21 protein-coding genes and 1 pseudogene are annotated in these 23,765 nt (G+C 61.2%); 10 read left to right on the top strand and 12 right to left on the bottom strand.

Going from position 1 to position 23,765, the window contains the following annotated elements; translation table 11 throughout:
• Window positions 1–160 precede the first annotated feature (160 nt).
• Window positions 161–463, top strand: coding sequence for a hypothetical protein (locus tag J2Y48_RS17045; RefSeq protein ID WP_310420368.1), 303 nt, complete (start codon window positions 161–163; stop codon window positions 461–463).
• A gap of 60 nt (window positions 464–523) precedes the next feature.
• Here J2Y48_RS17045 and minE read toward each other — a convergent pair whose 3' ends face one another.
• From minE to minC, 3 genes are read right to left on the bottom strand one after another with little or no spacing between them, the layout of a single operon-like run.
• The gene (gene minE, locus J2Y48_RS17050) at window positions 524–787 is read right to left on the bottom strand and encodes a cell division topological specificity factor MinE (RefSeq protein WP_310420370.1); all 264 of its coding nucleotides are present in this window, start codon (window positions 785–787) and stop codon (window positions 524–526) included.
• The gene (gene minD, locus J2Y48_RS17055) at window positions 784–1,599 is read right to left on the bottom strand and encodes a septum site-determining protein MinD (protein WP_310420372.1); all 816 of its coding nucleotides are present in this window, start codon (window positions 1,597–1,599) and stop codon (window positions 784–786) included. The genes minE and minD overlap by 4 nt, the downstream gene beginning before the upstream one ends.
• A gap of 31 nt (window positions 1,600–1,630) precedes the next feature.
• On the bottom strand, window positions 1,631–2,404 hold the full coding sequence (gene minC, locus J2Y48_RS17060) for a septum site-determining protein MinC (protein ID WP_405030245.1): 774 nt from the start codon (window positions 2,402–2,404) through the stop codon (window positions 1,631–1,633).
• 363 nt (window positions 2,405–2,767) lie between these two features.
• On the opposite strand from minC, the gene J2Y48_RS17065 reads away from it, so the two are divergent.
• Complete coding sequence (locus J2Y48_RS17065) at window positions 2,768–4,720, top strand: elongation factor G (protein ID WP_310420374.1); 1,953 nt, start codon at window positions 2,768–2,770, stop codon at window positions 4,718–4,720.
• A 257-nt stretch (window positions 4,721–4,977) separates the two neighbouring features.
• On the top strand, window positions 4,978–5,400 hold the full coding sequence (locus J2Y48_RS17070; protein WP_310420376.1) for a DUF4864 domain-containing protein: 423 nt from the start codon (window positions 4,978–4,980) through the stop codon (window positions 5,398–5,400).
• A gap of 28 nt (window positions 5,401–5,428) precedes the next feature.
• Here J2Y48_RS17070 and tgt read toward each other — a convergent pair whose 3' ends face one another.
• The 5 genes from tgt to coaD all read right to left on the bottom strand — a co-directional run bounded on the left by tgt (window position 5,429) and on the right by coaD (window position 9,481).
• Entirely contained in the window at window positions 5,429–6,568 is a 1,140-nt protein-coding gene (gene tgt, locus J2Y48_RS17075; protein WP_310420378.1) for a tRNA guanosine(34) transglycosylase Tgt, read from the bottom strand.
• A complete protein-coding gene (gene queA, locus J2Y48_RS17080) occupies window positions 6,565–7,650 on the bottom strand; it encodes a tRNA preQ1(34) S-adenosylmethionine ribosyltransferase-isomerase QueA (protein ID WP_310420380.1) in 1,086 nt (361 codons plus the stop codon). Before queA ends, tgt begins: the two co-directional genes overlap by 4 nt.
• Before the next feature lie 110 nt (window positions 7,651–7,760).
• Complete coding sequence (locus J2Y48_RS17085; protein ID WP_310420382.1) at window positions 7,761–8,270, bottom strand: peptidylprolyl isomerase; 510 nt, start codon at window positions 8,268–8,270, stop codon at window positions 7,761–7,763.
• A gap of 122 nt (window positions 8,271–8,392) precedes the next feature.
• Window positions 8,393–8,962 (bottom strand): peptidylprolyl isomerase, encoded by a 570-nt coding sequence (locus tag J2Y48_RS17090; protein ID WP_310420384.1) that lies wholly within the window; start codon window positions 8,960–8,962, stop codon window positions 8,393–8,395.
• 24 nt (window positions 8,963–8,986) lie between these two features.
• Window positions 8,987–9,481 (bottom strand): pantetheine-phosphate adenylyltransferase, encoded by a 495-nt coding sequence (gene coaD / locus J2Y48_RS17095; RefSeq protein WP_310420386.1) that lies wholly within the window; start codon window positions 9,479–9,481, stop codon window positions 8,987–8,989.
• Window positions 9,482–9,682: 201 nt separating this feature from the next.
• On the opposite strand from coaD, the gene J2Y48_RS17100 reads away from it, so the two are divergent.
• The gene (locus J2Y48_RS17100) at window positions 9,683–9,838 is read left to right on the top strand and encodes a hypothetical protein (RefSeq protein WP_310420388.1); all 156 of its coding nucleotides are present in this window, start codon (window positions 9,683–9,685) and stop codon (window positions 9,836–9,838) included.
• A 121-nt stretch (window positions 9,839–9,959) separates the two neighbouring features.
• On the opposite strand, the gene gyrA is transcribed toward J2Y48_RS17100, so the two are convergent.
• A complete protein-coding gene (gene gyrA, locus J2Y48_RS17105; protein WP_310420390.1) occupies window positions 9,960–12,731 on the bottom strand; it encodes a DNA gyrase subunit A in 2,772 nt (923 codons plus the stop codon).
• A 238-nt stretch (window positions 12,732–12,969) separates the two neighbouring features.
• Here gyrA and J2Y48_RS17110 point away from each other — a divergent pair, with 238 nt between their 5' ends.
• The gene (locus J2Y48_RS17110) at window positions 12,970–13,599 is read left to right on the top strand and encodes a MarC family protein (protein WP_310420392.1); all 630 of its coding nucleotides are present in this window, start codon (window positions 12,970–12,972) and stop codon (window positions 13,597–13,599) included.
• Between the two features lie 147 nt (window positions 13,600–13,746).
• On the opposite strand, the gene J2Y48_RS17115 is transcribed toward J2Y48_RS17110, so the two are convergent.
• From J2Y48_RS17115 to J2Y48_RS17125, 3 genes are all read right to left on the bottom strand, one after another.
• Window positions 13,747–14,283: an OmpA family protein gene (locus J2Y48_RS17115; RefSeq protein WP_310420394.1), complete on the bottom strand. Its 537-nt coding sequence runs from the start codon at window positions 14,281–14,283 to the stop codon at window positions 13,747–13,749.
• A 13-nt stretch (window positions 14,284–14,296) separates the two neighbouring features.
• Window positions 14,297–14,971, bottom strand: coding sequence for a L,D-transpeptidase (locus J2Y48_RS17120; protein ID WP_310420396.1), 675 nt, complete (start codon window positions 14,969–14,971; stop codon window positions 14,297–14,299).
• 140 nt (window positions 14,972–15,111) lie between these two features.
• On the bottom strand, window positions 15,112–17,013 hold the full coding sequence (locus tag J2Y48_RS17125) for a TPR end-of-group domain-containing protein (RefSeq protein WP_310420862.1): 1,902 nt from the start codon (window positions 17,011–17,013) through the stop codon (window positions 15,112–15,114).
• Window positions 17,014–17,408: 395 nt separating this feature from the next.
• Between J2Y48_RS17125 and J2Y48_RS17135 the strand changes: the two are divergent.
• The 5 genes and pseudogenes from J2Y48_RS17135 (at window position 17,409) to J2Y48_RS17155 (ending at window position 23,765) form a co-directional block, all read left to right on the top strand.
• Window positions 17,409–18,802, top strand: a pseudogene (locus J2Y48_RS17135) (ABC transporter substrate-binding protein).
• A 63-nt stretch (window positions 18,803–18,865) separates the two neighbouring features.
• Window positions 18,866–19,804: an ABC transporter permease gene (locus tag J2Y48_RS17140; protein WP_310420402.1), complete on the top strand. Its 939-nt coding sequence runs from the start codon at window positions 18,866–18,868 to the stop codon at window positions 19,802–19,804.
• 52 nt (window positions 19,805–19,856) lie between these two features.
• The gene (locus J2Y48_RS17145; RefSeq protein WP_405030255.1) at window positions 19,857–20,666 is read left to right on the top strand and encodes an ABC transporter permease; all 810 of its coding nucleotides are present in this window, start codon (window positions 19,857–19,859) and stop codon (window positions 20,664–20,666) included.
• Window positions 20,663–22,315: an ABC transporter ATP-binding protein gene (locus J2Y48_RS17150; protein ID WP_310420406.1), complete on the top strand. Its 1,653-nt coding sequence runs from the start codon at window positions 20,663–20,665 to the stop codon at window positions 22,313–22,315. The genes J2Y48_RS17145 and J2Y48_RS17150 overlap by 4 nt, the downstream gene beginning before the upstream one ends.
• Entirely contained in the window at window positions 22,302–23,765 is a 1,464-nt protein-coding gene (locus tag J2Y48_RS17155; protein WP_310420408.1) for an amidase, read from the top strand. Before J2Y48_RS17150 ends, J2Y48_RS17155 begins: the two co-directional genes overlap by 14 nt.

Genomic DNA, 23,765 nt, shown 5'->3' on the forward strand with positions numbered 1-23,765 from the left:
GCCGCTCAGATCGGGGCTGATCGTCGTGCCGCGCGGCCGCTTGAAGTGACATTTCTACTTTGCGCGCCGGCGGACAATTCAACCTGGCTGCCACAAGGTCTGTAGCCCGGTGGGTTCAAGTTTGAACTGCGATCTTCCGGAGATAACAACGGCTTGTCTCATGCGAGCAACAACGCATGAAACGCACCTACCCCAGATCGATATGGGCGAGCACCGTAAGATCGCCCGCTGGCGGATGGCCGGCATCGGTATCGACCGTACTGCCACGACGGCTGGTCGCTGCAAGATCGACCGCCGGATTCGGTTGGAGCTGCATCCGCTCTCGGTCCGCCGCGAAATGATCTACAGGTCCGTCTATTCACCGGATGGCCGTGCGATCAAGCTGTGGCGGCATCTGCCGGAACGCTGCGCCCGGCGCCAGCCGTCGGGCGCACTCAACATCAAGGCGCCCTCGTGCCTATAACGAGGGCGCTTGTCTGACGATGCGGTTTCCCACCAACCCGAATCTGCCGGGTGGCGGCCTTCACGCCGCGCGGACAGTCACGGTGATCGGAATTTCGATGTCGACTTCGAGCGTGGTGACGTGCTCGCCGCGATCCATCTTGACGCTCACCCGTTCGTCGTCGATCTCGACATGCTTGGCGATGACCGCGAGGATCTCTTCCCTGAGAACGGCGATCAGATCCGTTTGACCGACCGATGCCCGCTCATGCGCCAGAAGCACCTGCAGACGATCGCGTGCCGTCGGTGCAGAGCTTTGCTTGCTGAAGAAACGGAAAATGCTCATGCCGCCCTCCGCCCGAATATTTTGCCCAAAAGACTGCGCTTCTCGCCCGGAAGGCTCATCGGCACGGTCTCGCCGGCAAGCCGGCGGGCCGCATCGAGATAAGCGATCGCCGGGGCGCTGCGGCTGTCAGCCAGCGTGACCGGTGCGCCGATGTTGGACGCTTTCAAGACGTCCATGCTTTCCGGAATGATGCCGAGCAGCGGGATCGACAGGATTTCAAGGACATCGTCGACCTTCAACATGTCGCCGCGATCGGCGCGGGCGGCGTCGTAGCGGGTTAGCAGCAGATGCTTCTCCATCCGCTCCCCGCGTTCGGCCTTCTCGGTCTTGGCGTCGAGCAGGCCGATGATGCGGTCGGAATCGCGGACCGACGAAACTTCCGGGTTGGTCACCACGACGGCCACATCCGCATGGCGCATGGCGAGTGTCGCGCCCCGCTCGATGCCGGCCGGGCTATCGCAGATGATCCAGTCGAAGTGCCGCTTCAGGTCGTTGATGACCCGCTCGACGCCCTCCGCGGTCAGGCTGTCCTTGTCGCGGGTCTGCGACGCCGCCAACATGAACAGCGTGTCGAGACGCTTGTCACGGATCAGGGCCTGCGGCAGCTTTGCCTCGCCCTGGATCACATTCACCAGGTCATAGACCACGCGGCGCTCGGCCCCCATCACGAGGTCCAGATTGCGCAGGCCGACGTCGAAATCCACAACGACGGTCTTCTCGTTGCGCTGGGCCAGCGCTGCTCCGAGAGCGGCACTTGAAGTCGTCTTGCCGACTCCCCCCTTACCGGACGTAACCACGATTACTTTCGCCATCTTCCGCTCCTGTTGCTGGCCGGCAGCCGGCTCAGTTTAGTCTCTCTGCCATAATCGAATCGCCCTCGAGCCAGAGCTGCACCGCCTGTCCCCGAAGGTTTGGCGCCATGTCGTCCGCGGTCTTGTAGACGCCGTCGATCGCCAGCAGTTCCGCCTCAAGCTTGCGGCAGAAAATGCGCGCTCCCGCGTTGCCCACCGAGCCCGCCAGCGCCCTACCCCTGAGGGTGCCGTAGATGTGGACGGATCCGCCCGCAATGACTTCCGCACCGGATGCGACCGATCCAACGATCGTGACGTCGCCCTCCGGAAAGATCACCGATTGTCCGGAACGCACCGGCTCCCGGATGATCATCGACGCGGGCGCCTTGACGATCTGTGCAGCCTCCTGGGGTGCAATCGGCACCTTGGCCGTGTCCGCGACCGGCTCGACGACGGGAACCTCGATTTCGGGCGCTGGACGCCCTCCCCGCATGGCTGGTGGCATCCCCGGCTCGAACAGCGACGGCCGTCCGCCCTCAATTCCCATGACCCGGACATTGCGGTCTGCAAGCGCGGCAAGCAGTTCCTTCAACTGCGACCGGTCGATATCGAGCTCGGCGACGTCGAGCACGATCGGCCTTTCCAGGAAGAAGCCTGCCGAGCGTGCGGCAAGATCGTCAAGCCGGGTAAGCCAATCACCGAGCGGCAGTTCCGGTGAAAGCATAAGCGCCAGGAAGGATCGGCCCTTGATGCGGATCGAGCGAGGTTCTGTTAACACTTTGGGGATCTTTGTTAATTTTTGGTTCCCAATAACTAGGCGATTCATGGTTAACAAAAGGTTAATTTTGCATCCATCGAGTGGAAAATGCGCCTCGCCGGCAGCGCCTTACCGTTCTCATTACGGCGTGGTTCGCACCGCGGTGGCGAGGCCCGCAACCGTTTCGCGCATTGCACGGATTGCGCAGCCGCGACCATGAAATCGACCTTCGCGCAGATAGATTTTTGACCTTCGCCTGGAAGCTTGGCGGTGCCGTCGTCATCGGCGCAGACGCCGAGGCGATCGCATCGTGTGTCTGGTCCTCGCCCGCCGGCGATCAAGAAATATCAATATCTCTCTGGCGCTTCGCGCGGCTTCGCGTCATCCTGCAAAAAGGAGAGTGTTGGGATCCTGGCAATGGGAGGAATGCCGATGCGCTGCTTTGCCGTAATGGGACCTTCGCAGACGGGGAAATCAACGCTCGTCGACAAGTTGGCGGCGTTGGAAGGAACAGCGCGAAAAGCCACCTCCCCTTACGGCCTGAACCTCTGCCAGTTCGAGTTCGCCGGTGAATTCTGGTGCGCACTCGACGCGCCGGGCTCGATCGAATCGCTGGCGCACGCCCAGCAGACGCTTCTGGCAAGCGACGCCTGCATCCTGTGCGTCTCGCCGACCCCGGAGGAGGCCGTGCTTGCCGCACCTTATCTCCGGTTCATCGAAGCCTCCGGCACGCCCTGCATCATCTTCATCAATCGCATAGACGAGCCGCGCGGGCGAATTCGCGACGTGATCGCCGCGCTGCAGGACTATGCAAGCCACACCCTGGTTCTGCGGCAGATTCCCATTCGCGAGGGCGAAACGATCGTTGGCGCCGTCGACCTGATCTCGGAGCGAGCCTGGCGGTACCGCGAGGGCCAGACATCGTCTCTGGTTGCGATCCCGCAGGACTTGGCGGAACAGGAGCACGACGCGCGTACGGGACTGCTCGAGCAACTGTCTGAGTTCGACGACTGGTTGCTGGAAGAGTTGATTGAAGACCGGCAGCCGGACAGCGCCGCGATCTACTCCATTGCCTCGCGCATCTTGAGGCAGAACCAGATCACCCCGGTCTTTATCGGCGCGGCCAGCCACAGCAACGGAATCATGCGCCTCATGAAGGCGTTGCGTCATGAAGCGCCGCCCGTCGAGGCGCTTCGCGGCCGATTGGCGAGCGCGGCGGACATCTCGGACGGAGCTCTTGCCGCGGTGACCTTTCATGCCTTCCACCGACAGAACATCGGCAAGACGGTGCTGGCGCGCGCCTTGAACGAAATGAAGCAAACGTCCCAGGGAGAGTTCGCCCTGGGCAGCCTGCAGGACCCGATCACCGGCCGGCCGCTCGCCAACGGCATGCCAGCCCCGAGCGAGGTATTCGCGACGGTTAAATCGGACCGTCTGCCGGTTCCTGCCCTCATCACTGCCAATTCGGCGCTTGCAGCCCCCGACTGGACCGCGCCGCCGTCGCCGATGCTCGACCGCATCCTGGTGCCCGAAAGCGAACGCGACGAAACCAAGCTGTCCGGCACGCTGGCGAAGCTCGCGGAAGCCGATCGCGGTCTTCTGGTGACCCAGGAAGAGGGATCTGGCGCCTATCTCGTCAGCGTGCAGGGACCATTGCACCTGCGCGAAGTCAGCAAGGCATTGAACGACGTTTTCCACATCGCGGTCACCGAGCAGCCACCGCACCCGGTCTACCGGGAGACAGTATCCAAGGCGTCCGACGTGCACTATCGCCACCGCAAGCAGACGGGCGGCGCTGGGCAGTTTGCCGATGTCAAGCTGAGCATCCACCCGAACGAGCGCGGCTACGGCTTTTCCTTTGCGGAGGTCGTCAAGGGCGGCGCCGTGCCACGGAATTTCATTCCGGCGGTCGAATCCGGCGCCCGCGAAGCGATGGAGAAAGGCCCGCTGGGCTTCGGCGTCATCGATGTCGGGGTGACCCTCACCGACGGACAACATCACACGGTCGACAGCTCGGAATACGCCTTCCGGACCGCCGGCAAGATGGGCGTGCGCCAGGCATTGTCGCAGGCGTCACCGGTCCTGATGCAGCCGATCCTCCGTGTCGAGATCCACATACCCTCCATCTACACAGGCGGCCTGGTTCAGATCGTCTCGGCGCTAAAGGGGCAGGTCCTCGGATTTGACCGCGACGAGGCCGCCAAGGGTTGGGATACGTTTCGCGCGCTGGTTCCGGGCAACGTGCTCGACGAGTTGGCACGGTCGCTGCGATCGGCGACGCAGGGTATCGGTTATTTCGCCAAGTCCTTCGATCACTACGAGGAAATGTACGGCAAGGAGGCCGATGCAATCGTGACCGCCCTCGGGACACACGCGTCGTCTTGAGGACCGACGCCTCGCCCCACGACACAGTGAGCCAGGTTGCAGAGATCCGACTAATCCCGCCTCGTCCACTATGCAAACGAACGTCAGATCGGGATTTCACGAACAATTGAAAGGCTGTCAACTAGTTTAGAATGACAAAATAAACGCTTGTTCTCATTCACTTTTATCGATTCCTCTGCGCGAACTTCCAAGCGGCCACCCACTTTTAAGTGCAGGCAATTGGTCTACTCTGAAGAAAGAGCAACGGAGCGTTTGCCATGAGGTTCGTTCCAGCAGCCGTCGCGATCTCTTTGTTGGCCATGCCCGCGTCGCCTGTTGTTTTGGCGGGCGAACCCGTCGATTCGGCGCAGATCGTCATCGAGCGCCAGATCGACGCCTTCCTGCACGACGACGCCACGGCGGCCTACTCGTTCGCCTCCCCGACCATCCGTGAGAAGTTTCCCGACGAAACTTTATTCTTCGACATGGTCAAGCGCGGCTACGGGCCGGTGTACCGCCCCGGAAACTTCGCCTTTGGCCGCAGCAAGGTGTCGGACGGCACGGTGTTGCAGGAAGTGCTGATCACCGGCAGCGACGGCAAGGACTGGACGGTGATCTACCAGGTGATCCGGCAGCCGGATGGCAGCTACAAGATCAACGGGGTCTACATGCAGCCGTCGGGTCCGGGCTCCGACATCTGACAGCTTGGAACAGCGACGTGCACGCGTCTCAGGCCGCTTTCTTGGCCTCGGCTTCGCCGCGCGCCCAGGTGTCCTGCGTTTCCGCCATGAAGTCGGCGTAGCGCCCCTGCTCGATCGCCGCACGAATGCCAGCCATCAGGTCCTGGTAGTAAGCTAGGTTGCTCCAGGTGAGCAGCATTCCGCCGAGCGATTCGTTCGCCCGCACGAGATGATGCAGGTACGCACGCGAGTAGTCCCGCGACGCCGGGCAGTTCGATTGCTCGTCGAGCGGTCGCAAGTCTTCCGCATGGCGGGCATTGCGAATGTTGATGCGGCCGTTGCGGGTAAAGGCAAGGCCGTGGCGGCCCGAGCGGGTCGGCATCACGCAGTCGAACATATCGATGCCGTGCGCGACCGATTTGAGGATGTCGTCTGGCGTCCCCACCCCCATCAGATAGCGCGGCTTTTCGGTTGGCAGATGCGGGCAGGTCGTGTCGATCATGTCGAGCATGACCGCCTGCGGCTCGCCGACGGCCAGGCCGCCGATCGCATAGCCCTTGAGGTCGAGGCCGGCGAGCCCCTGCGCCGAGCGGACACGCAGTTCGGGAATGTCACCGCCCTGGACGATGCCGAACATCGCCTTGCCCGGCTGGTCGCCGAAGGCCACCTTGCAGCGCTCCGCCCAGCGATAGGACATCTCCATTGCCCGCTCGATTTCCTTCGGTTCTGCCGGAAGGCGGACGCACTCGTCGAGCTGCATCTGGATGTCGCTGTCGAGCAGCCCCTGGATTTCGATCGATCGCTCCGGCGACATGTGGTGCAGCGAGCCGTCCACATGGCTCTTGAAGGTGACACCCTTCTCGTCGAGCTTGCGCAGACCCGACAGCGACATGACCTGGAACCCGCCGGAATCCGTCAGGATCGGCCACGGCCAGCGGATCAGGTTGTGCAGGCCGCCCAGTCGCGCGACGCGCTCGGGACCGGGGCGCAGCATCAGATGGTAGGTATTGCCGAGGATAATGTCGGCGCCGAGTTCGCGCACCTGGTCGAGGTACATCGCCTTGACGGTGCCGACGGTACCAACCGGCATGAAGGCGGGCGTGCGGATCGTGCCGCGCGGCATGCTGACTTCGCCGCGCCGTGCCTTGCCATCGGTCGCAAGCAGCTTGAATTCAAAACGTTCGGTCATGGATCTTTCCGGAAGAGCAGGCTGGCGTCGCCGTACGAATAGAAGCGGTAGCCGGTGTCGATGGCATGCCCATAGGCGGCGCGCATCGTGTCGAGGCCGGAGAAAGCCGAGACGAGCATGAACAGCGTCGACTTCGGCAGGTGGAAGTTGGTGATCAGCATGTCGGCCGTGCGGAAGCGGTAGCCGGGGGTGATGAAGATCCCCGTCGCGCCGGACCAGGGCTCGATCGTGCCGTCCTCGGAGGCTGCGCTTTCGAGCAGCCGCAACGATGTCGTGCCGACGCAGACGATGCGCCCGCCCCTCGCCTTGACCGCATTCAGCGCATCGGCGGTGCGTTTCGACACGTAGCCGAGTTCCTGGTGCATGACGTGGTCGTCGGTATCGTCCGCCTTGACCGGCAGGAACGTTCCCGCCCCGACATGCAGCGTGACGAAATGGCGCTCAACACCCTTGCGGTCCAGCTTTTCGAACAGCGCCTCGGTGAAGTGCAGGCCGGCGGTGGGGGCTGCAACGGCACCCTCCTCGCGGGCATAGATGGTCTGATAGTCGCTCCGGTCGGCCTCGTCGTCCTCGCGCTTGGAGGCGATATAGGGCGGCAGCGGAATGTGGCCGACGGTCGCGATCGCCTCATCCAGAACGGGGCCGTGGAAGTCGAAGCGCAGCGTCACCTCGCCGCCCTCACCCTTTTCCTCGACGGTCGCGTCGAGCGAGCCGAGCAGGCACACCCTGCCCTCGTGGCCGAACGAGATGCGGTCGCCGACCTTGATGCGCTTGCCGGGCTTGGCGAAGGCCTTCCAGCGGTCAGTGGCGATGCGCATGTGCAGGGTCGCCGATACCTGCTGGGAACCGGCACCGTCCCGGTGCCGAATGCCCTCGAGCTGCGCGGGAATGACCCGTGTGTCGTTGAAGACAAGCGCATCGCCCGCCTCGAGAAGATCCGGCAGGTCGCCGACATGACGATCGGCGAAGGCCGACGGATGCTCCGGTTGCACGACGAGCAGGCGCGCGTCTTCGCGCGGCGTTATCGGGCGCAGCGCGATGCGCTCCTCGGGGAGCTCGAAATCGAACAGGTCTATGCGCATTGTCGTTCTTGTACCGGGTTTGGTCCTGCCGATAACCTATTTTCGCAAAAAAGGGAAACCCGCCCCGGCGCCGGATGGGCCAAGGCGGGTTCGTTTGTTCGACGACGACATCAGGCGTCGGCTGCGACCTTCATCGAAATGATGGTGTCCGGATCGCGCACGGGCTCGCCGCGCTTGATCTTGTCGATGTTCTCCATGCCTTCGATCACCTGACCCCAGACCGAATACTGCTTGTTCAGCCAGGGCGAGTCGGTGAAGCAGATAAAGAACTGCGAGTTGGCCGAGTTCGGCATCTGGCTGCGGGCCATCGAGCACGTGCCGCGCACGTGGCTCATGTTGGAGAATTCGGCCTTCAGGTCCGGCTTGTCGGAGCCGCCCATGCCGGCGCGGGCCGGATTGAAGTCCTTGCCGCCGGTCTTGCCGTACTGCACGTCGCCCGTTTGCGCCATGAAGTCCTCGATGACGCGGTGGAATACCACGCCGTCATAGGCGCCCTCGCGCGTCAGTTCCTTGATTCGGGCAACGTGACCGGGTGCGAGGTCCGGCAGAAGCTGGATCACGACCTTGCCCTTCGAGGTTTCCATGATGATGGTATTTTCCGGATCCTTGATCTCGGCCATGGTCTTTCTCCTTGCTCTAGAGCAATTCCGGCAAGCGACGCAGCGGTCTTGCTCCGGAATTGCGTGAATACGAAAGGTTAGAGGCGTTCCGCGATCCGAAGAGGGCGGAATGCCTCTGGAGCTTATTTTCCAACCGTGACCTTGATCATCCGGTCGGGATCGGTGACGGAACCATTGTTGGCCTGGTCCCCGCGCTTGATCTTGTCGACGTTCTCCATGCCTTCCACCACCTTGCCAACAACGGTGTACTGGCCGTTGAGGAAGTCGCCCGGCGCAAACATGATGAAGAACTGCGAGTTGGCGGAGTTGGGATCCTGCGCGCGCGCCATGCCGACGGTGCCGCGCTCGAACGGCACGTCGGAGAACTCGGCCGGAAGATCCGGCTGCGAGGAGCCGCCGGTACCGGCTGCGGCCGGGTTGAAGCCGCTCTCCATGTCGCCGTACTGCACGTCGCCGGTCTGGGCCATGAAGCCGTCGATCACGCGGTGGAACGCGACGTTGTCATATTCGCCGGCCGCCGCAAGCGCCTTCATGCGCTCCACGTGCTTCGGCGCAATATCGGGGCGCAGTTCGATGACGACCGGACCGTCCTTCAGCTGGATCGTCAGGTATTCCTTCGCCTGCGCCCAGACGCTGCCGGTGGCGGTCGCAAGAAGCAAGGCACCCGCAAACGCGATCTTCAAGAGTTTCATGATCACTCCATTTCGTTGTGACTATCAGGGTCGCTTGCGCGCTATCAGTGCCGCATTGACAACCTTGGGAACAAAGGCGCTGACATCTCCGCCCATACCGGCGATCTGGCGAACCAATGTGGCGGTTATGGGCCGCGATGCCGTGCCGGCGGGCAGGAATACGGTCTGAACGTCCGGGGCCATCTGTTGGTTCATGCCGGCCATCTGCATTTCGTAGTCGAGGTCGGTGCCGTCGCGCAGGCCGCGGATCAGCAAATGCGCCTTGTGCTCGCGTGCAGCGTCAACGACGAGCTTGTCGAAGGCCACGACGGAAACGTCACCCGAGCGCGCAGGCAGCGTCTCGGCGATCGCCCGCCGGATCATGTCGGCGCGCTCATCGAAAGAAAACAGCGGTACCTTGCCCGGATGGATGCCGATCGCGACGATGACCTTCGGCGCAATGTTGAGCGCCTGGACCAGCACGTCGAGATGTCCGTTGGTGATCGGGTCGAAGGAACCCGGATAGAAGGCAACAGCCATGGCGTTTTCCCGTTTGCCGCGTTGTGTCACGCGGCGGCGCCAGAAGCAATAGATTGTTGGGCCTCTGTCCCCGGCGTTGCGTTCGCAGGGAGGCGGCTGGAGCTAGGCGGATCTCGGACCGTAACGATACGGAACAAAAGGTGGTGCGACGCCATTGCCGTGTCATCACAGGTCGTTTCAGCAACTGGAAGGAACACGACGATGGCACTCGCTCTGCTCAGCATGACGATGTTCGTTCTTCTGATCGCCGCCACCATGTCCGCCTTGCGCGATGAGCTGTACCAGGCGCCCACCGCCCCGCGCCGTCTGCGTCGAGTGGGTCGAGCGAGAAGCAATGACACAGATACCGAAAGCTAGCTCGGGCGAGCCGCTTCCTTGGTCGCCCCTGAGCGCCACGATTCTAGGAACCGAAATAACAAAAGGCCGGGTTTCCCCCGGCCTTTTGTTATTTGTCCGTGCATCCGCAGGTGCGGAGCAGTCATTCCACGGCGCTGGTCGCGCCGTTGTCGCCATCCAAAGCGGCCTCGCCGTTCGCCTCGTCGTCGCCATCGGGCTCGTTGATGCGCTCCACGGAAACGACCTTCTCATCCTTGGCGGTGGAGAAGATCGTCACGCCCTTCGTCGCGCGGCTGGCAACACGGATTCCGTCGACCGGCACCCGGATCAACTGGCCGCCGTCCGAGACGAGCATCAGCTGGTCCGCCTCGCCGACCGGGAAGGCCGCGACCAGTTCGCCGATCTCGTTGGTCTTCGACGTGTCGGTGGCGCGGATACCCTTGCCGCCGCGGCCCGAGGTGCGGAAGTCGTAGGACGACGACCGCTTGCCGAAGCCCCGCTCTGATACGGTCAGAACGAACTGTTCGCGTGCCTTCAGTTCCTCGTAGCGTTCATCGGAGAGTTGGCCTTCTTCCGTGACCTCCTCGCCAACCAATGCGATGTCTTCCACTTCGGCACCGGCGGCCCGCCGGTCAGCGGCCGAGCGCTTGAGATAGGCGGCACGTTCCCACGGCTCTGCATCGACGTGACCGACGATCGTCATGGATATGATCCGATCCCCTGCCCCCATCGAAATGCCACGCACGCCGACCGAGTTGCGGCCGGCGAAGACGCGCACGTCGTCGACCGGGAAGCGGATGCACTGGCCGAGCGCGGTCGTCAGAAGCACGTCGTCCTGATCGGTGCAGGTTTCAACGGAGAGGATCTCGTCGCCCTCCTCCTCGAGCTTCATTGCGATCTTGCCGTTGCGGTTGACCTGCACGAAGTCCGACAGCTTGTTGCGCCGCACGGTGCCGCGCGTCGTCGAAAACATGACGTCCAGGTTTTCCCAGGTGCTTTCGTCCTCGGGCAACGGCATGATCGTGGTGATGCGCTCACCCGGTTCGATCGGCAGCATGTTGATCAGCGCCTTGCCCTTCGACTGCGGCGTTCCGATCGGCAACCGCCAGACTTTCTCCTTGTAGACGATGCCACGCGAGGAGAAGAACAGCACCGGCGTATGCGTATTGGCGACGAAGAGACGCGTGACGAAATCCTCGTCGCGCGTTGCCATGCCGGAGCGACCCTTGCCGCCGCGGCGCTGCGCCCGATAGGTCGTCAACGGCACACGCTTGACGTAGCCGAGGTGCGACACCGTCACCACCATGTCTTCCTGGGCGATCAGGTCTTCATCGTCCATGTCGGGACCGAAATCGGCGATCTCCGTCCGGCGCGGCGTACCGAACTCGTCACGGATCGCGATCATCTCGTCCTTGACGATCGCCTGGATGCGCAGGCGCGAAGCCAGGATGTCCAGATAGTCGCGAATTTCCTCGCCGATCTTGTTCAGTTCATCGGCGATTTCATCGCGACCGAGTGCGGTCAAGCGCGCCAGTCGCAATTCAAGGATGGCGCGGGCCTGCTCCTCGGAAAGATTGTAGGTCAGGTCGTCGTTGATGCGGTGGCGGGGATCGTCGATCAGGCGGATCAGCGGTTCGACATCCATCGCCGGCCAGCGGCGTACCATCAACTGCTCGCGGGCCGTCTGCGGATCGGGCGCGTGGCGGATCAGGTTGATGATCTCATCGATGTTGGCAACGGCAATGGCGAGGCCGACCAACACGTGGGCCCGGTCCCGCGCCTTGCGCAGCAAATACTTCGTCCGGCGGCTGACGACCTCCTCGCGGAAGGACACGAAGGCGCGCAGCATGTCGAGCAGCGTCATCTGCTCCGGCTTGCCGCCGTTCAGCGCCACCATGTTGCAGCCGAAGGAGGTCTGCAGCGGGGTATAGCGATAAAGCTGGTTGAGGATGACCTCGGCGTTCGCATCGCGCTTCAGCTCGATGACGACGCGGTATCCTTCGCGGTCGGATTCGTCGCGCAGGTCCGAGATGCCTTCGATGCGCTTTTCACGCACCAGTTCGGCCATCTTCTCGATCATCGTCGCCTTGTTCACCTGATAGGGAACCTCGGTGATGATGATCTGCTCGCGGTCGCCGCGCATCGGCTCGATGTGGGCGCGTCCACGCATGATGACCGAGCCACGGCCGGTCTCGTAGGCCTGGCGGATGCCGGCACGGCCAAGGATCAACGCGCCGGTCGGGAAATCCGGGCCAGGGATGATCTGCATCAGATCGAGCAAGTCGATCGCCGGATTGTCGATCAGCGCGACGCAGCCGCTGATGACTTCCGAAAGGTTGTGTGGCGGGATGTTCGTCGCCATGCCGACGGCGATACCGCCGGCGCCGTTGACGAGCAGGTTCGGAAATCTCGCCGGCAGCACCGACGGTTCCTGCAGGGTGCCGTCGTAGTTTTCGCGAAAATTGACCGTTTCCTTGTCGAGATCGTCGAGGAGGCTGTGCGCGGCCTTCTCGAGGCGGCACTCGGTGTAACGCTGTGCGGCCGGTGGATCGCCATCCACGGAACCGAAATTGCCCTGGCCGTCGATCAGCGGCAGCCGAAGCGACCAGTCCTGTGCCAGACGAGCCAGTGCATCGTAGATCGCCGCATCCCCGTGCGGATGGTATTTACCCATCACGTCACCGGTGACGCGCGCGCACTTCACATATTTCTTGTTCCAGTCGATCCCCATCTCGCTCATGCTGAAGAGGATGCGCCGGTGCACCGGCTTCAAGCCGTCCCGGACATCGGGCAGCGCGCGGCTCACGATGACGCTCATGGCGTAGTCGAGATAGGAGCGCTGCATTTCCGCGGTGATGGAAATGGGCTCAATGCCGGAAGGGGACTTGCCGCCGGGGGTCGTTTGCTCTGTCAATTTCGATCACGATCTTTGTTCAGAATCAGTCGGGATTTTATAGCCTAACGGCTTGAACCACGCCAATTTTGCAGAAGGTTTTGAACAGTCTTTTGCCAGAAATCCGCCAAATGCCGCAATTTGATGGCACCGCCCGACAGCGACAACGCCGCCCCCTTCACTTGGGTGCGTCTCTCCCCTAACAATGACGTCAAAAGCGCATCGAAGAATGCGTCGGATCGGCAAGGGGGATGGCCGGATGTACGATTATGAATTGGTCGTCAATGCGCTCACGACCATGCTCGTGACGCTCGACCCGCCAGGGCTCGCGCCGATCTTTCTCGGCCTGACGGTCGGGATGAACCGTGCCGAACGCAAGCAGGTCGCGCTGCGCGGATCGATCATCGCCTTCGCCATCCTCGCCACGTTTGCGGTTTTCGGCGCCGGGATCCTCGGCCTGCTCGGCATATCCATCGCGGCCTTTCGCATCGCCGGCGGCCTTCTGCTCTTCACCATCGCCTTCGAGATGGTCTTCGAGCGCCGCCAGGAACGGAAAGAGAAGACCTCGGAGGTGGCGATCACCAAGGATCACATCCGCAACATCGCGGTGTTTCCGCTCGCCCTACCGCTGATCGCCGGGCCCGGCGCCATTTCCGCGACGATCCTCCTGTCCGGATCGCTGTCTTCACCGGTGGGCCGCGGCGCGCTGATCGGCGTTATCGCGCTGTGCGTGGCCGTCGTCTACCTCACGCTGGTGATCGCCGAGCGCGTCGACCGCTATCTTGGCGTGACTGGCCGGGCGATCCTGACGCGGCTCCTGGGCGTCATCCTCGCAGCGCTTGCGGTGCAGTTCGTCGTAGACGGCACCCGGGCAGCGTTCGTGATCTAGGCAGAACCTACGTCGCCTAGTCTGCGCAGCGCCTGTACGACGCGGAGAGCACATCGGCAGATGGAGGATCCACGCTGTCCGCTTTCGGCCAAGCGGTCATATCCTCAGTTCATCTCACTTGTCCGAAGGGCACTGGCGACCTGCCGATCAGAGTGTGTCCCGTTCTGTGCGCAGATTGGAGACCACGCGCCGGTTCTGCACCTTGCAAGAGCGATCCGTGCAATCCCGGACCTCGCGATCGTTGCCGTAACCCTTGGCCCACATACGGTTGGGGTCTACGCCCTTCGACACAAGATAGGCCATCACCGCATCGGCGCGCTTCTGAGATAGCGTCACCATCTTTGACGCAGCGCCGGAATCATCGGCAAATCCTTGGACCTTGACCAGCCAACGCGGGTTGCTGTTGAGCCAGATCGCCTGCTTGTCCAGAGTTGCCATGGCGACGGCGTCGAGCGCCGCTGAATCCTGAGTAAAGTACGTTCGACGGCCGACATTCAGGATAAAATCCTCTTTGCTGCCGGCCGAGACATTCTCGAACCCCGGCGCTGGATCGTTGGTTTGTCCGGTCATCGGCGCAACAGCAGGCTCCTCCACAGCGGCGATTTCGGTGGTGTTGCAGGCGGCGAGGAATAGAAGCATGGCCGCAGAGGAAAGGAGCCTCGTGTATCCGGTCAACATAGACATCAAGGGGTGTTCCTCATTCGACCGAGGTTGCTTGGCTGACCTGAGCGGCGCTTTCGGCCTGGTCGGCAATGTGTGGCAAAACCTGTACCGCAGTGCCGATGGGGCAGCGCTGATAGAGATCGATGGCATCTTCGTTGAACATGCGGATGCAGCCACTGGAAGCGTCCTTGCCGATACTGCCCGGCTCCAGCGTGCCGTGGAAGCGATAGCCAGTGTCGACACCATCGCGGAGCAGATACATGGCACGCGGGCCAAGCGGATTCTTCGGTGACCCTCCTGCCACGAATTCAGGCAGCTCAGGGTGGCGCTCACGCATCTCCGGCGGCGGCGTCCAGCGCGGCCAAAGCGCTTTCTGGTCAATCGTGGCGCGGCCATACCATTTGAAGCCGTCGCGGCCGACACCAACGCCATAGCGGATGGCGGTCTTGTTCTCCATGATCAGATAGAGAAAATGGTGTTTGGTATCGACGACGACAGTACCGATAGGCTCGCTGCTGAAATACTTGACAACCTGGCGGTGCCACTTCCTGTCGATCTTTGCATAGTTGGTGCTTCGGAACGCTACGCCATTGTCGATGGTGGTGCCGGAAAAATAGGAAGCTGCCGCAGCGGACGCTGGATTTTGGACGGCCCCGGTGCCGAGCAACGCTAAACCACCAAGCAAAGTATCCCTGCGGGTAAACACCATCGGCAATATCCCCCGAAAGCCAAGTAGCACCGCGTCAGTAAATCAGATTTTTCATTTGCCACAACATAAATTTACTCGGATTTCCGAGGTAACGTTCCGATTAGACCGCCCCCGCTCTTGGCGGCGCGGTCGCTCATCCCTCACGCCGGCATCTTCGCCTGAGCGGCAAGCTCAAGCAGTGTCTGATATCGAGGATGCCCCCGAATCGGGTCGAGATCGGAATCGTTCTTGAACCATCGTTTCAGGTCGGGCCCTACCTGTCTCAGATAGACCTCCAGTAGGTCTATCGCCCTGTCGATCTCACCGAGCAGGGAATAGACGCAGGCGGCATTGTAGCGAGCGCTGTTGTCATCGGGATCAATCGCCAAGGCCCGGTTGAGCCATTCCAACGCCCGCTCCCGCTCGCCCAGTGTTGCCAGTGCTGCCGCTCCCAATTGGGCCGGTTTTGAATCTTCTGGATGCAGCCTCAGAGCCTCCTCGGCTCGCCTTATACCGAGACGCGCGTATTCGTCCGCCTCATGCTCTCGCCCAAGCGTACGCAGCACGTTCAGCAGCAGAGCGGGTGAAATGTAGTCATCCGGCTTGAGCTCCAGGCACCGGATGTAGTGTCGCGCTGCTCCCGCGAAATCGCTCCCTGTGACGCAGTAGTCGGCATAGTGATAGTGCGCCTCATGGCAGGTGTCATCGAGCGAGAGCGCAGTCTCGAAACTCGCCAGGGCCTCGGCGCGCCGATCGGCGACCATCAAGGCAAAGCCGCGCGCGGCATGGGCTTCCGCCAAGTTCGGATTGATTGACAATGCCTTGTCCAGGGTGGCGAGAATCTGCTCGACCGGTACCGTACCACCGTGCTTTGACCTGAGGCGTGAATCACAATCCGCCAGACCGGCATAGGCCCGCGCGTAGAGAGGATCGAGCTCGGTCGCTCTGGCAAACATTGTTCGCGCCAAGGTCAGCGATGTCTTCGTTCCGACATGGAACAATTGCCGGCCCCGCAGATAGTCGGTGTAAGCCTCGACATTGCGGGTAGGCGCTTCGTCGATCGCCTCCTTCTCCACCGGCAGAAGCTTGACTTTGAGCTGGTCTACGATCGCGTGCGTGATTTCGTCCTGCACGGCGAAAATGTTAGAGAGGTCGCGGTCGTAACGGTCGGCCCACAGATGGCCGCCGTCGCGACCGTCGATGAGTTGCGCCGTGACCCTCACCCGCTGGCCCGCCTTGCGCACACTGCCTTCAAGCAGGAATCTCACACCGAGCTCTCGTGCAGCTTCCCGCAGATCCACCGCTTTTCCCTTGTAGGTGAACACCGAATTGCGGCCGACCACGAAGAGCGCGGAAATCTTCGACAGGTCGGTAATGACATCCTCGGTGATGCCGTCGGCGAAAAACTCCTGCTCGGGATCGTTGCTCATGTTGAGAAAGGGCAGGACCGCGATCGATGGCTTCCCGGATGCCACACCTGCAGATGCTGGTTCTTGTCCGGCCGCGCGCGCCGTTGCGTCCGGCGAGGACGGAACACTGAAATAGACGTTGAACACGCGCACCGGACGATCGATGTTCTTCAGCTTCTGCTCGCCGGTATCCTCGAACTGCAGGTCGGGTTGTCCATGCACGCTGTCGCGCACGATGGCGGACACCGACACCCCTCCGGGCCTGGCAATGCTTTCGATGCGCGCGGCGACATTGACGCCGTCGCCGTATATGTCGTCCTGGTCAAGGATGACGTCCCCGAGGTTGATGCCTATGCGAAACTCGATACGTCGGTCTTCCGGCACCTGGGAATTGCGCACGAGCATATCGCGCTGGATGTTCGCCGCGCATTCGACTGCCTTCACCACACTGGGGAACTCGACGAGGATACCATCGCCGATCAACTTGACGATGCGCCCGCCATGCTCCGCGACCTGGACGTCGATCAGTTCCTTGCGGTGCGTCTTCAACGCCAGCAGTGTTCCCACCTCGTTTGTGCTCATGAGGCGGCTGTAGCCGACGACATCGGCCGCCAAGATGGCTGCCAATCGTCGTTCGATGCGTTCCTCTTCCATGTCCATGTCCATGTCCATGCTCGTTGCCTCGGCGCTTGCGCGAACTGTAAACGCTCTACGGATGAAGACAATTCCTGTCGAGCAAGGTCTCTTGTTTGCATGCGAGGTTTCGGATCACGAATTTAGTAGCGCACCTATGAGCCGCTGAGCGAGTTCAAGTGGATGATATATTTCCACCCTAAATGTTGACACGTGTTTTTTTTATAACATAATCTCCATCTCAGACCACGGACAACAAAATTGCGTTGGGAGGCGCGACCATGGGCACATCGACAAAACTCTCGCTGATTGCGGCAACCCTTTCTCTGAGCGTTGCAGTTCTCGCTAACCAGCCTGTTTTGGCTTCAGAGCTGATCCGCATCGTTTCCCCCTACCAGACGACGGCTCTCGACCCGATGCGCTCTGCCGCGGCGGGCAACATCGAGACCTATGGTCAGCTCTATGCGCGCCTGCTGCAGCGCAATCCAACCACCGGTGAGCTGGAACCGGGGCTGGCGGAAAGCTGGGATGTTTCGGAGAATGGCGAGACTTACACGTTCCATCTGCGTGACGCCCAGTTCTCGAACGGGACTCCGATCACGGCAGACGACGTTGTCTTCAGCCTCTCACGCAACAGAGCGACAAGCAGTCAGCCTACCCGGCCCCGCTGGGTGCAATGGAAACCATCACGGCCAAAGATCCGAAGACCGTGGAGATCAAACTGAAGTCGGCGTTCGCCCCATTCCTGGGCAACCTTGAAATCTGGAATATGGGAATCGTCTCCAAAGTCGATGTTGAGGCGCGGGGTGCAGAAAAAGCCTTCACCAGCGCACAAGTCACGTCAGGCCCATATGCCGTCAAGGAATGGAAGCCAAACGAGAAACTCGTACTGCAACCGAACGAGCACTACTGGCGCAGCGGCTATCCAAAGTCGGACGCGACTGTCGAGCTGAGAGAAGTCGCCTCTCCTGAGACGCGAGCAGCCATGCTGAAGGCCGGAGAAGCTGAAGTGATGCGCGCGGTGCCGTGGTCCCAGATCGACGATCTGAAGGCGACAGACAACATCGATATGCGGCTCGAGCCTTCGACCACCATCTACATGACCTTGCTCAACCATAAGCGAGAACCGTTTTCGAACATGAAGGCAAGGCAGGCTGCGGCCTACGCGATCGACAACAAAGCCATGGCAACGGCGATCACTCGTGGTTACGCAGAACCGGCCAACACCACCCTGCCCGGCAGCATCGATTTCCATGACAAGGATCACCCCGGCATCCCCTTTGATCCCGCCAAGGCAAAGGAGTTGCTAGCGGAGTCCGGGATGGCTGGGCACGAGGTGAAGATCCTCGCAACATCAGGCGCGACAGAGCAGCAGATGGCATTGTTGTTGCAGGCGCAGTGGCAAGCGATCGGCCTGAAGCCAGTCATCGTGAACGTAGACTCAGGCGCTTGGTGGGACGCCACCGGCAAGGGCGAATACGATGCGGCCGCGAACTGGTGGTACAACGAGACGCCCGATCCCGATCTGGCCGTACGGTGGGCAGTCTGCGGCACCTGCGGTTCCAACTCCTACAACACCTTCTATTCCAATCCTAAGGTTGACGAGCTCGTCGAAAAGGGAACCAAGGAAGCAGACCCGCAGAAACGAAGAGAGATCTACAAGGAGATCCAGCGGATCACGACCGAAGAAGTGTCTCAGATCCCCCTCTTCTATGCTCCGAACGCGGTTGCCTATTCGAGGGATCTCGATGGGATCAAGCTTACTCCTTCCCTCCAGTGGACCCTCGAAGACACGACGGTCGCCAAGTAACTGAGGCCGGATGGCGGCGTGTTTACACCATGCGCCGCCATCCTCTCTCGCCGGAGAACCAGCTTGAGCATTCTATCCCTCGTTTCGCGGCGCATGCTGCAGCTCCTTGCCGTGATGTTGGGTATCAGCGTCGTCACGTTTGTGTTGCTGCACCTGGCACCTGGCGATCCTGCCCGCCTCTTGGCAGGCGATCGCGCCAGTCCCGAGACCATTGCGGCAATTCGTTCACACTACGGCTTGGACCAGCCGCTCTGGCACCAGTACCTTACCTACATCACCAATCTGCTCGGTGGTGATATCGGACAATCGCTGCGGTTTCAGCGCCCGGTGAGCGAGCTGATTTTGCAGTTCATGTGGCCGACTTTATTCCTCACAGGATACGTCATCGTCCTTGCTGTTCCGCCGACGATCGCATTGGCTATCACGAGCGCCCGCAAGCCTGGTGGCGCGGCCGACCAGACGATCCGGATCATCGGTATTGTTGGCTTGACGATTCCAGTGTTCTGGCTGGGAATAATGATGTCGCGCTTCTTCGGCGTTTCGTTGGGGTGGTTCCCGGTCTCTGGCTACGGTGAGACCTTCACCGAGCATCTGCACCATATGTTTCTGCCTGCGATGTCGACGGCGATCTGGCTCGTTCCGGTGTTGACCCAGAGCCTGCGCGCTGCGTTGATCGAAAAGACCACGGCCGATTTCGTAACGGCGGTGCGTGCTCAAGGCGCAAGCGAGCGCGAGATCTTCTGGAAGACCATCCTGCCCAACGCCGTTCTCCCGACACTCAACCTGCTTGGCGTCATGGTCGCCTTCATGATCGGCGGAGCCATCATCGTGGAAACGGTCTACGCCATTCCTGGCCTTGGATCGCTTATGGTGGGAGCGCTTCTTGGTCGAGATTACTACGTTGTGCAGGGACTGACGCTCGTCTTTGCCTTTTCCACCGTGGTCGTAACGCTCGCGGTCGACCTTGTGTCGGTTTCGATCGATCCACGCATCCAGCTTTGAGGGAGCCAGAATGTCGAATACTCCCGCTTCAATTGGGGGCGACGCATTTGCAATGCGATTGCCGCCGATGATGATCGTGGCAATAGCCATTCTGGGCGGCTGGCTGCTCGTCGCTCTGGCCGCTCCCGTGATCGCGCCATATGACCCGGACACGATCGACATCACCAGCATGTTGGCTGCCCCCAGCGCAGATCATTGGTTCGGCACCGACCAGGTCGGTCGTGACGTTTTTTCTCGCGTCATTCATGCCGCCCGCGTCGACCTGTTTCTTTGCGTTGTTGGCGTCCTGCCTCCGCTTGTGATCGGGACCATCATCGGCCTCCTCAGCGGCTATTTCGGAGGGAAGGTCGATAGCGTCTTTATGAGGATCTATGACCTCACCGTTGCCTTTCCATTCTTCGTTCTTGTTCTGGCAATTGTCGGCGTGCTTGGGCCCGGCCTGCTCAACTTCATCATCGCGCTGACGATCGTCGGCTGGGTAAGCTACGCGCGGCTGGTCCGAGCGGAAGTGCTCACGGTTCGCGAAAGCGAATACGTCCGCGCTGCCGAGTGCCTCGGCTATCCGAAGCGGTCGATTCTTTTTCAGCACGTTCTGCCGAATGCGATCGGGCCAGTCATTGCCTACGCCGTGAGTGACGCCGTGCTTGTGATGCTGGCCGGTGCGAGCTTTGGCTATCTGGGGATGGGTGCGCAGCCGCCGCTCGCAGAGTGGGGTGTCATCATCGCCGATGGACAGGCATTCATCCAGCAAGCGTGGTGGATCTGCCTCTTCCCAGGTCTCGCTGCCATATCGCTTGGCCTTGGTTTCGCCTTCCTCGGCGACGGTCTCGGTCAATTGCAGCGTCGAAAGGTGGCGGCATGAACATGGCAAGCAAATCTCCGCCCTTGCTGGAGGTCGAAGGTCTTTCCATCGCCTTTGGATCCCTGGAGGCTGTAAAAGGCGTGTCGTTCAGTGTCCATGCCGGCGACATCCTCGGTATCGTTGGGGAAAGCGGATCCGGTAAATCCCTCACGTGCCGTGCTTTGATGGGGATCCTTCCGAGTGCTGCGGCAGCAATGGGCTCAGTACGGCTGGAGGGACGAAGCCTCCTCGACCTCAATGGCGTTGACTGGTGTTCAATTCGCGGTCGCGAACTCGGAATGATCTTCCAGAACCCGGCCTCACACCTCGACCCGCTTCGCCGCATTGGCCAGCAGGTCGCGGCCCCGATGGTGCGCCATCTGGGCCTCACAAAGCGCGAGGCCGAGCAACGGGCCATCCAACTGCTCGAGGACGTGGGCATTCACGACGCACCAGCAAAGTCCCGTTCTTATCCGCACGAGTTTTCCGGCGGCATGAAACAGCGAGCCATGATAGCTGCGGCTATCGGTTGCGGACCGAAGCTGCTCATTGCCGACGAGCCGACAACGGCACTGGATGTTACCGTCCAAGCACGCATTCTCAAGCTGCTGCGCGATCTGAACGCCAACCTCGGCCTCTCGATCATCTTGATATCCCACGATCTGGCCGCTGTCGCCAACACATGCACGCGCGTGATCGTCATGCGCAATGGTGAAATCGTCGAGCAGGGATCGACCGCCGAAATTATCAACCGCCCCCAACATCCCTACACTCAGCTTCTAATCGCATCACAGCCAGACGGCTGGAGCAAGTCCGACCAAGTCGCCACAGGATTGGCGACTGCCCCATTGATCAGCGTCGACAAGCTCTCCGTCTCGTTTATTGCAAGAGGCACTTTTCTAGGTTCCACCGCATCACGAACACCCTTCCTTGCGCTCAACGAAGTCGATCTGCAAATTGCAGCCGGAGAGACCGTTGGCATTGTGGGCGAGAGCGGCTCGGGGAAAAGTACTCTTGCGCGGACAATTGTGAGGCAGAACAAGCCGAGCGTTGGCGCGATCCGCTTTGAAGGAAGCGATGTGCATCAATTGCGCGGCGCGGAGCTCCTGCGGTTCCAACAACGCGTTCAGATGGTCTTTCAAAATCCATACGACTCGCTAAATCCACGAATGCCCGTCCGGGATGCTGTCGCCGAGCCTATTTGGCGGCACGGACTTTCGGACCGACGCACAGCACTGGCACGCGCCGACGAACTGCTGGATATGGTCGAACTGCCGAAAGCTTTGCGAGAGCGTCGCCCCCGGCAACTTTCCGGCGGCCAATGCCAGCGTGTCGGCTTGGCGAGGGCCCTCTCCCTGGAACCGGAATTGTTGATCGCCGACGAAATCACATCCGCGCTTGACGTGACCACACAGGCGCAAATCCTCGAACTTCTGGACAGACTTCAACGTGAGCGACGGCTCGCCCTTCTTTATATTTCCCACGATCTCGGCGTCGTGAACAGCATTTGTCAGCGTGTCTACGTGTTCAAGGGCGGCAGGATCGTCGAGAGCGGTCCAACACGGCAAGTCCTGAACAAGCCTCAAGATAGCTACACCCGCGAACTCGTCGGCTCAGTCACGCGCCTCAAGCCTCTCGCAGAACAAGGAATGGGCCATGCGCCTCGATGAATACGTAACCCATGACGGGATCGGCCTCGCTCAACTGTTGGCAAATGGCGACGTGACTCCAAAAGAACTGGGGCAATGCGTTACGGACGCGGTTGCAGCAGTCAATCCGAAGATCAACGCCGTGGTCGAGCTGTACGCTGATGCCATGGAACGTCTTCCCGAAAAATCCGGCAGCGGCCCGCTCCACGGAATCCCGACATTGACGAAGGACTTTTCCGTCGAGGCCGGGCGTCCCGCAGAGTTCGGCAGCCAGCTTGCCAGGGGTAACAGGGCGATGCATGACGCCGTCTACTGGCAGCGCCTCAGGAATGCTGGTCTGATCAATGTCGGCCGCACCACCAGCTCGGAGTTCGGCGTACCCGCCACGACGGAAACACTGCTCTACGGGAGCACGACCAACCCCTGGGATCACATGCGGGGAGTTGCAGGCTCGAGCGGTGGTGCAGCGGCGGCCGTCGCCGCTGGTATTGTACCGTTTGCGCAGGGTAGTGACGGCGGCGGTTCTATCCGAAATCCCGCCTCTTTTTGCGGGCTGATCGGACTGAAGCCGTCACGTGGACGCATCACCGGATCTCCGCGCGCAAATGCTCCCCTTCTCGGCCTCGCGACTGCATTCATGTTGACCAAGACCGTTCGCGACACCGCGCTGATGTTGGATCTTTGCCATGGCCCGGACGCTGGAGACGGCTACGAGATTTGCTGTCCGACGAGCAGCTACAGCGAAGCAATCCAACAGCCACCGAGGGGGCTACGCATCGCGCTCTGCATCGAATCCTGGTCAGGAACTGCTTGTGATCCTGAAGTCATCGAGGCTGTTAAGAAGACGGCGCTGTTACTGTCCTCTCTTGGCCACCACGTGGAAGAAGCTGCTCCGCAGTTCGACTATGCCGCGTTTCTTGAGGCTCAGAAAAACATCTGGGCCGCTGACAGCGCATCAGGCCTTCCCGGCATTGCCGCACAAATGAACAGGAAAATCGAACCCGGATCCGTCGGCAATACAGTCCTTGCACTTTACAACTACGGAACATCCATCAGCGGTGCGGTACTGATCGATGCACTCGCGACCTATGACGAGGTGACCCGACGCGTTGGCCGCTTTTTCAACCAGTACGATCTGCTCCTAACTCCCACGAGCGCCATCTTGCCCGAGGTTGTGGGGACCTATGATCCAGCCCGGCAGGGGATGGATGCGGACGGTGTATTCGCCGACCTCGAACCCAAGGAAACATTCACCGCCCTGTTCAATGGTACCGGTCAGCCGGCGATCTCGCTACCGACTGGCAAATCCTTCAGCGGCTTGCCGATCGGCAGCCAGTTGGTCGCCCGGTTCGGTCGGGAAGACCTGTTGCTTGCGGTCGCCCGCCAGCTAGAGGAGTGTCTGGACTGCGACGAAGGCATATGGGGGCAAGGTATTCCCCCCACCTTTGCGGACGACATGCGGGAACGATGA

It is taken from the genome of Mycoplana sp. BE70 (assembly GCF_031455855.1).
Taxonomy (GTDB): Bacteria; Pseudomonadota; Alphaproteobacteria; order Rhizobiales; family Rhizobiaceae; genus Mycoplana.

Bases quoted from the DNA above. Each gene is read 5' to 3' on its own strand.
- queA (WP_310420380.1), bottom strand. From the start codon at position 7,650: ATGCGCATAGACCTGTTCGATTTCGAGCTCCCCGAGGAGCGCATCGCG.
- J2Y48_RS17110 (WP_310420392.1), top strand. From the start codon at position 12,970: ATGTACGATTATGAATTGGTCGTCAATGCGCTCACGACCATGCTCGTG.
- J2Y48_RS17120 (WP_310420396.1), bottom strand. From the start codon at position 14,971: ATGGTGTTTACCCGCAGGGATACTTTGCTTGGTGGTTTAGCGTTGCTC.
- J2Y48_RS17155 (WP_310420408.1), top strand. From the start codon at position 22,302: ATGCGCCTCGATGAATACGTAACCCATGACGGGATCGGCCTCGCTCAA.
- J2Y48_RS17090 (WP_310420384.1), bottom strand. From the start codon at position 8,962: ATGAAACTCTTGAAGATCGCGTTTGCGGGTGCCTTGCTTCTTGCGACC.
- J2Y48_RS17145 (WP_405030255.1), top strand. From the start codon at position 19,857: ATGCGATTGCCGCCGATGATGATCGTGGCAATAGCCATTCTGGGCGGC.
- tgt (WP_310420378.1), bottom strand. From the start codon at position 6,568: ATGACCGAACGTTTTGAATTCAAGCTGCTTGCGACCGATGGCAAGGCA.
- minC (WP_405030245.1), bottom strand. From the start codon at position 2,404: ATGAATCGCCTAGTTATTGGGAACCAAAAATTAACAAAGATCCCCAAA.
- minE (WP_310420370.1), bottom strand. From the start codon at position 787: ATGAGCATTTTCCGTTTCTTCAGCAAGCAAAGCTCTGCACCGACGGCA.
- coaD (WP_310420386.1), bottom strand. From the start codon at position 9,481: ATGGCTGTTGCCTTCTATCCGGGTTCCTTCGACCCGATCACCAACGGA.
- J2Y48_RS17100 (WP_310420388.1), top strand. From the start codon at position 9,683: ATGGCACTCGCTCTGCTCAGCATGACGATGTTCGTTCTTCTGATCGCC.
- J2Y48_RS17115 (WP_310420394.1), bottom strand. From the start codon at position 14,283: ATGTCTATGTTGACCGGATACACGAGGCTCCTTTCCTCTGCGGCCATG.
- J2Y48_RS17150 (WP_310420406.1), top strand. From the start codon at position 20,663: ATGAACATGGCAAGCAAATCTCCGCCCTTGCTGGAGGTCGAAGGTCTT.
- minD (WP_310420372.1), bottom strand. From the start codon at position 1,599: ATGGCGAAAGTAATCGTGGTTACGTCCGGTAAGGGGGGAGTCGGCAAG.
- J2Y48_RS17070 (WP_310420376.1), top strand. From the start codon at position 4,978: ATGAGGTTCGTTCCAGCAGCCGTCGCGATCTCTTTGTTGGCCATGCCC.
- J2Y48_RS17125 (WP_310420862.1), bottom strand. From the start codon at position 17,013: ATGGAAGAGGAACGCATCGAACGACGATTGGCAGCCATCTTGGCGGCC.
- J2Y48_RS17085 (WP_310420382.1), bottom strand. From the start codon at position 8,270: ATGGCCGAGATCAAGGATCCGGAAAATACCATCATCATGGAAACCTCG.
- J2Y48_RS17045 (WP_310420368.1), top strand. From the start codon at position 161: ATGCGAGCAACAACGCATGAAACGCACCTACCCCAGATCGATATGGGC.
- J2Y48_RS17065 (WP_310420374.1), top strand. From the start codon at position 2,768: ATGCGCTGCTTTGCCGTAATGGGACCTTCGCAGACGGGGAAATCAACG.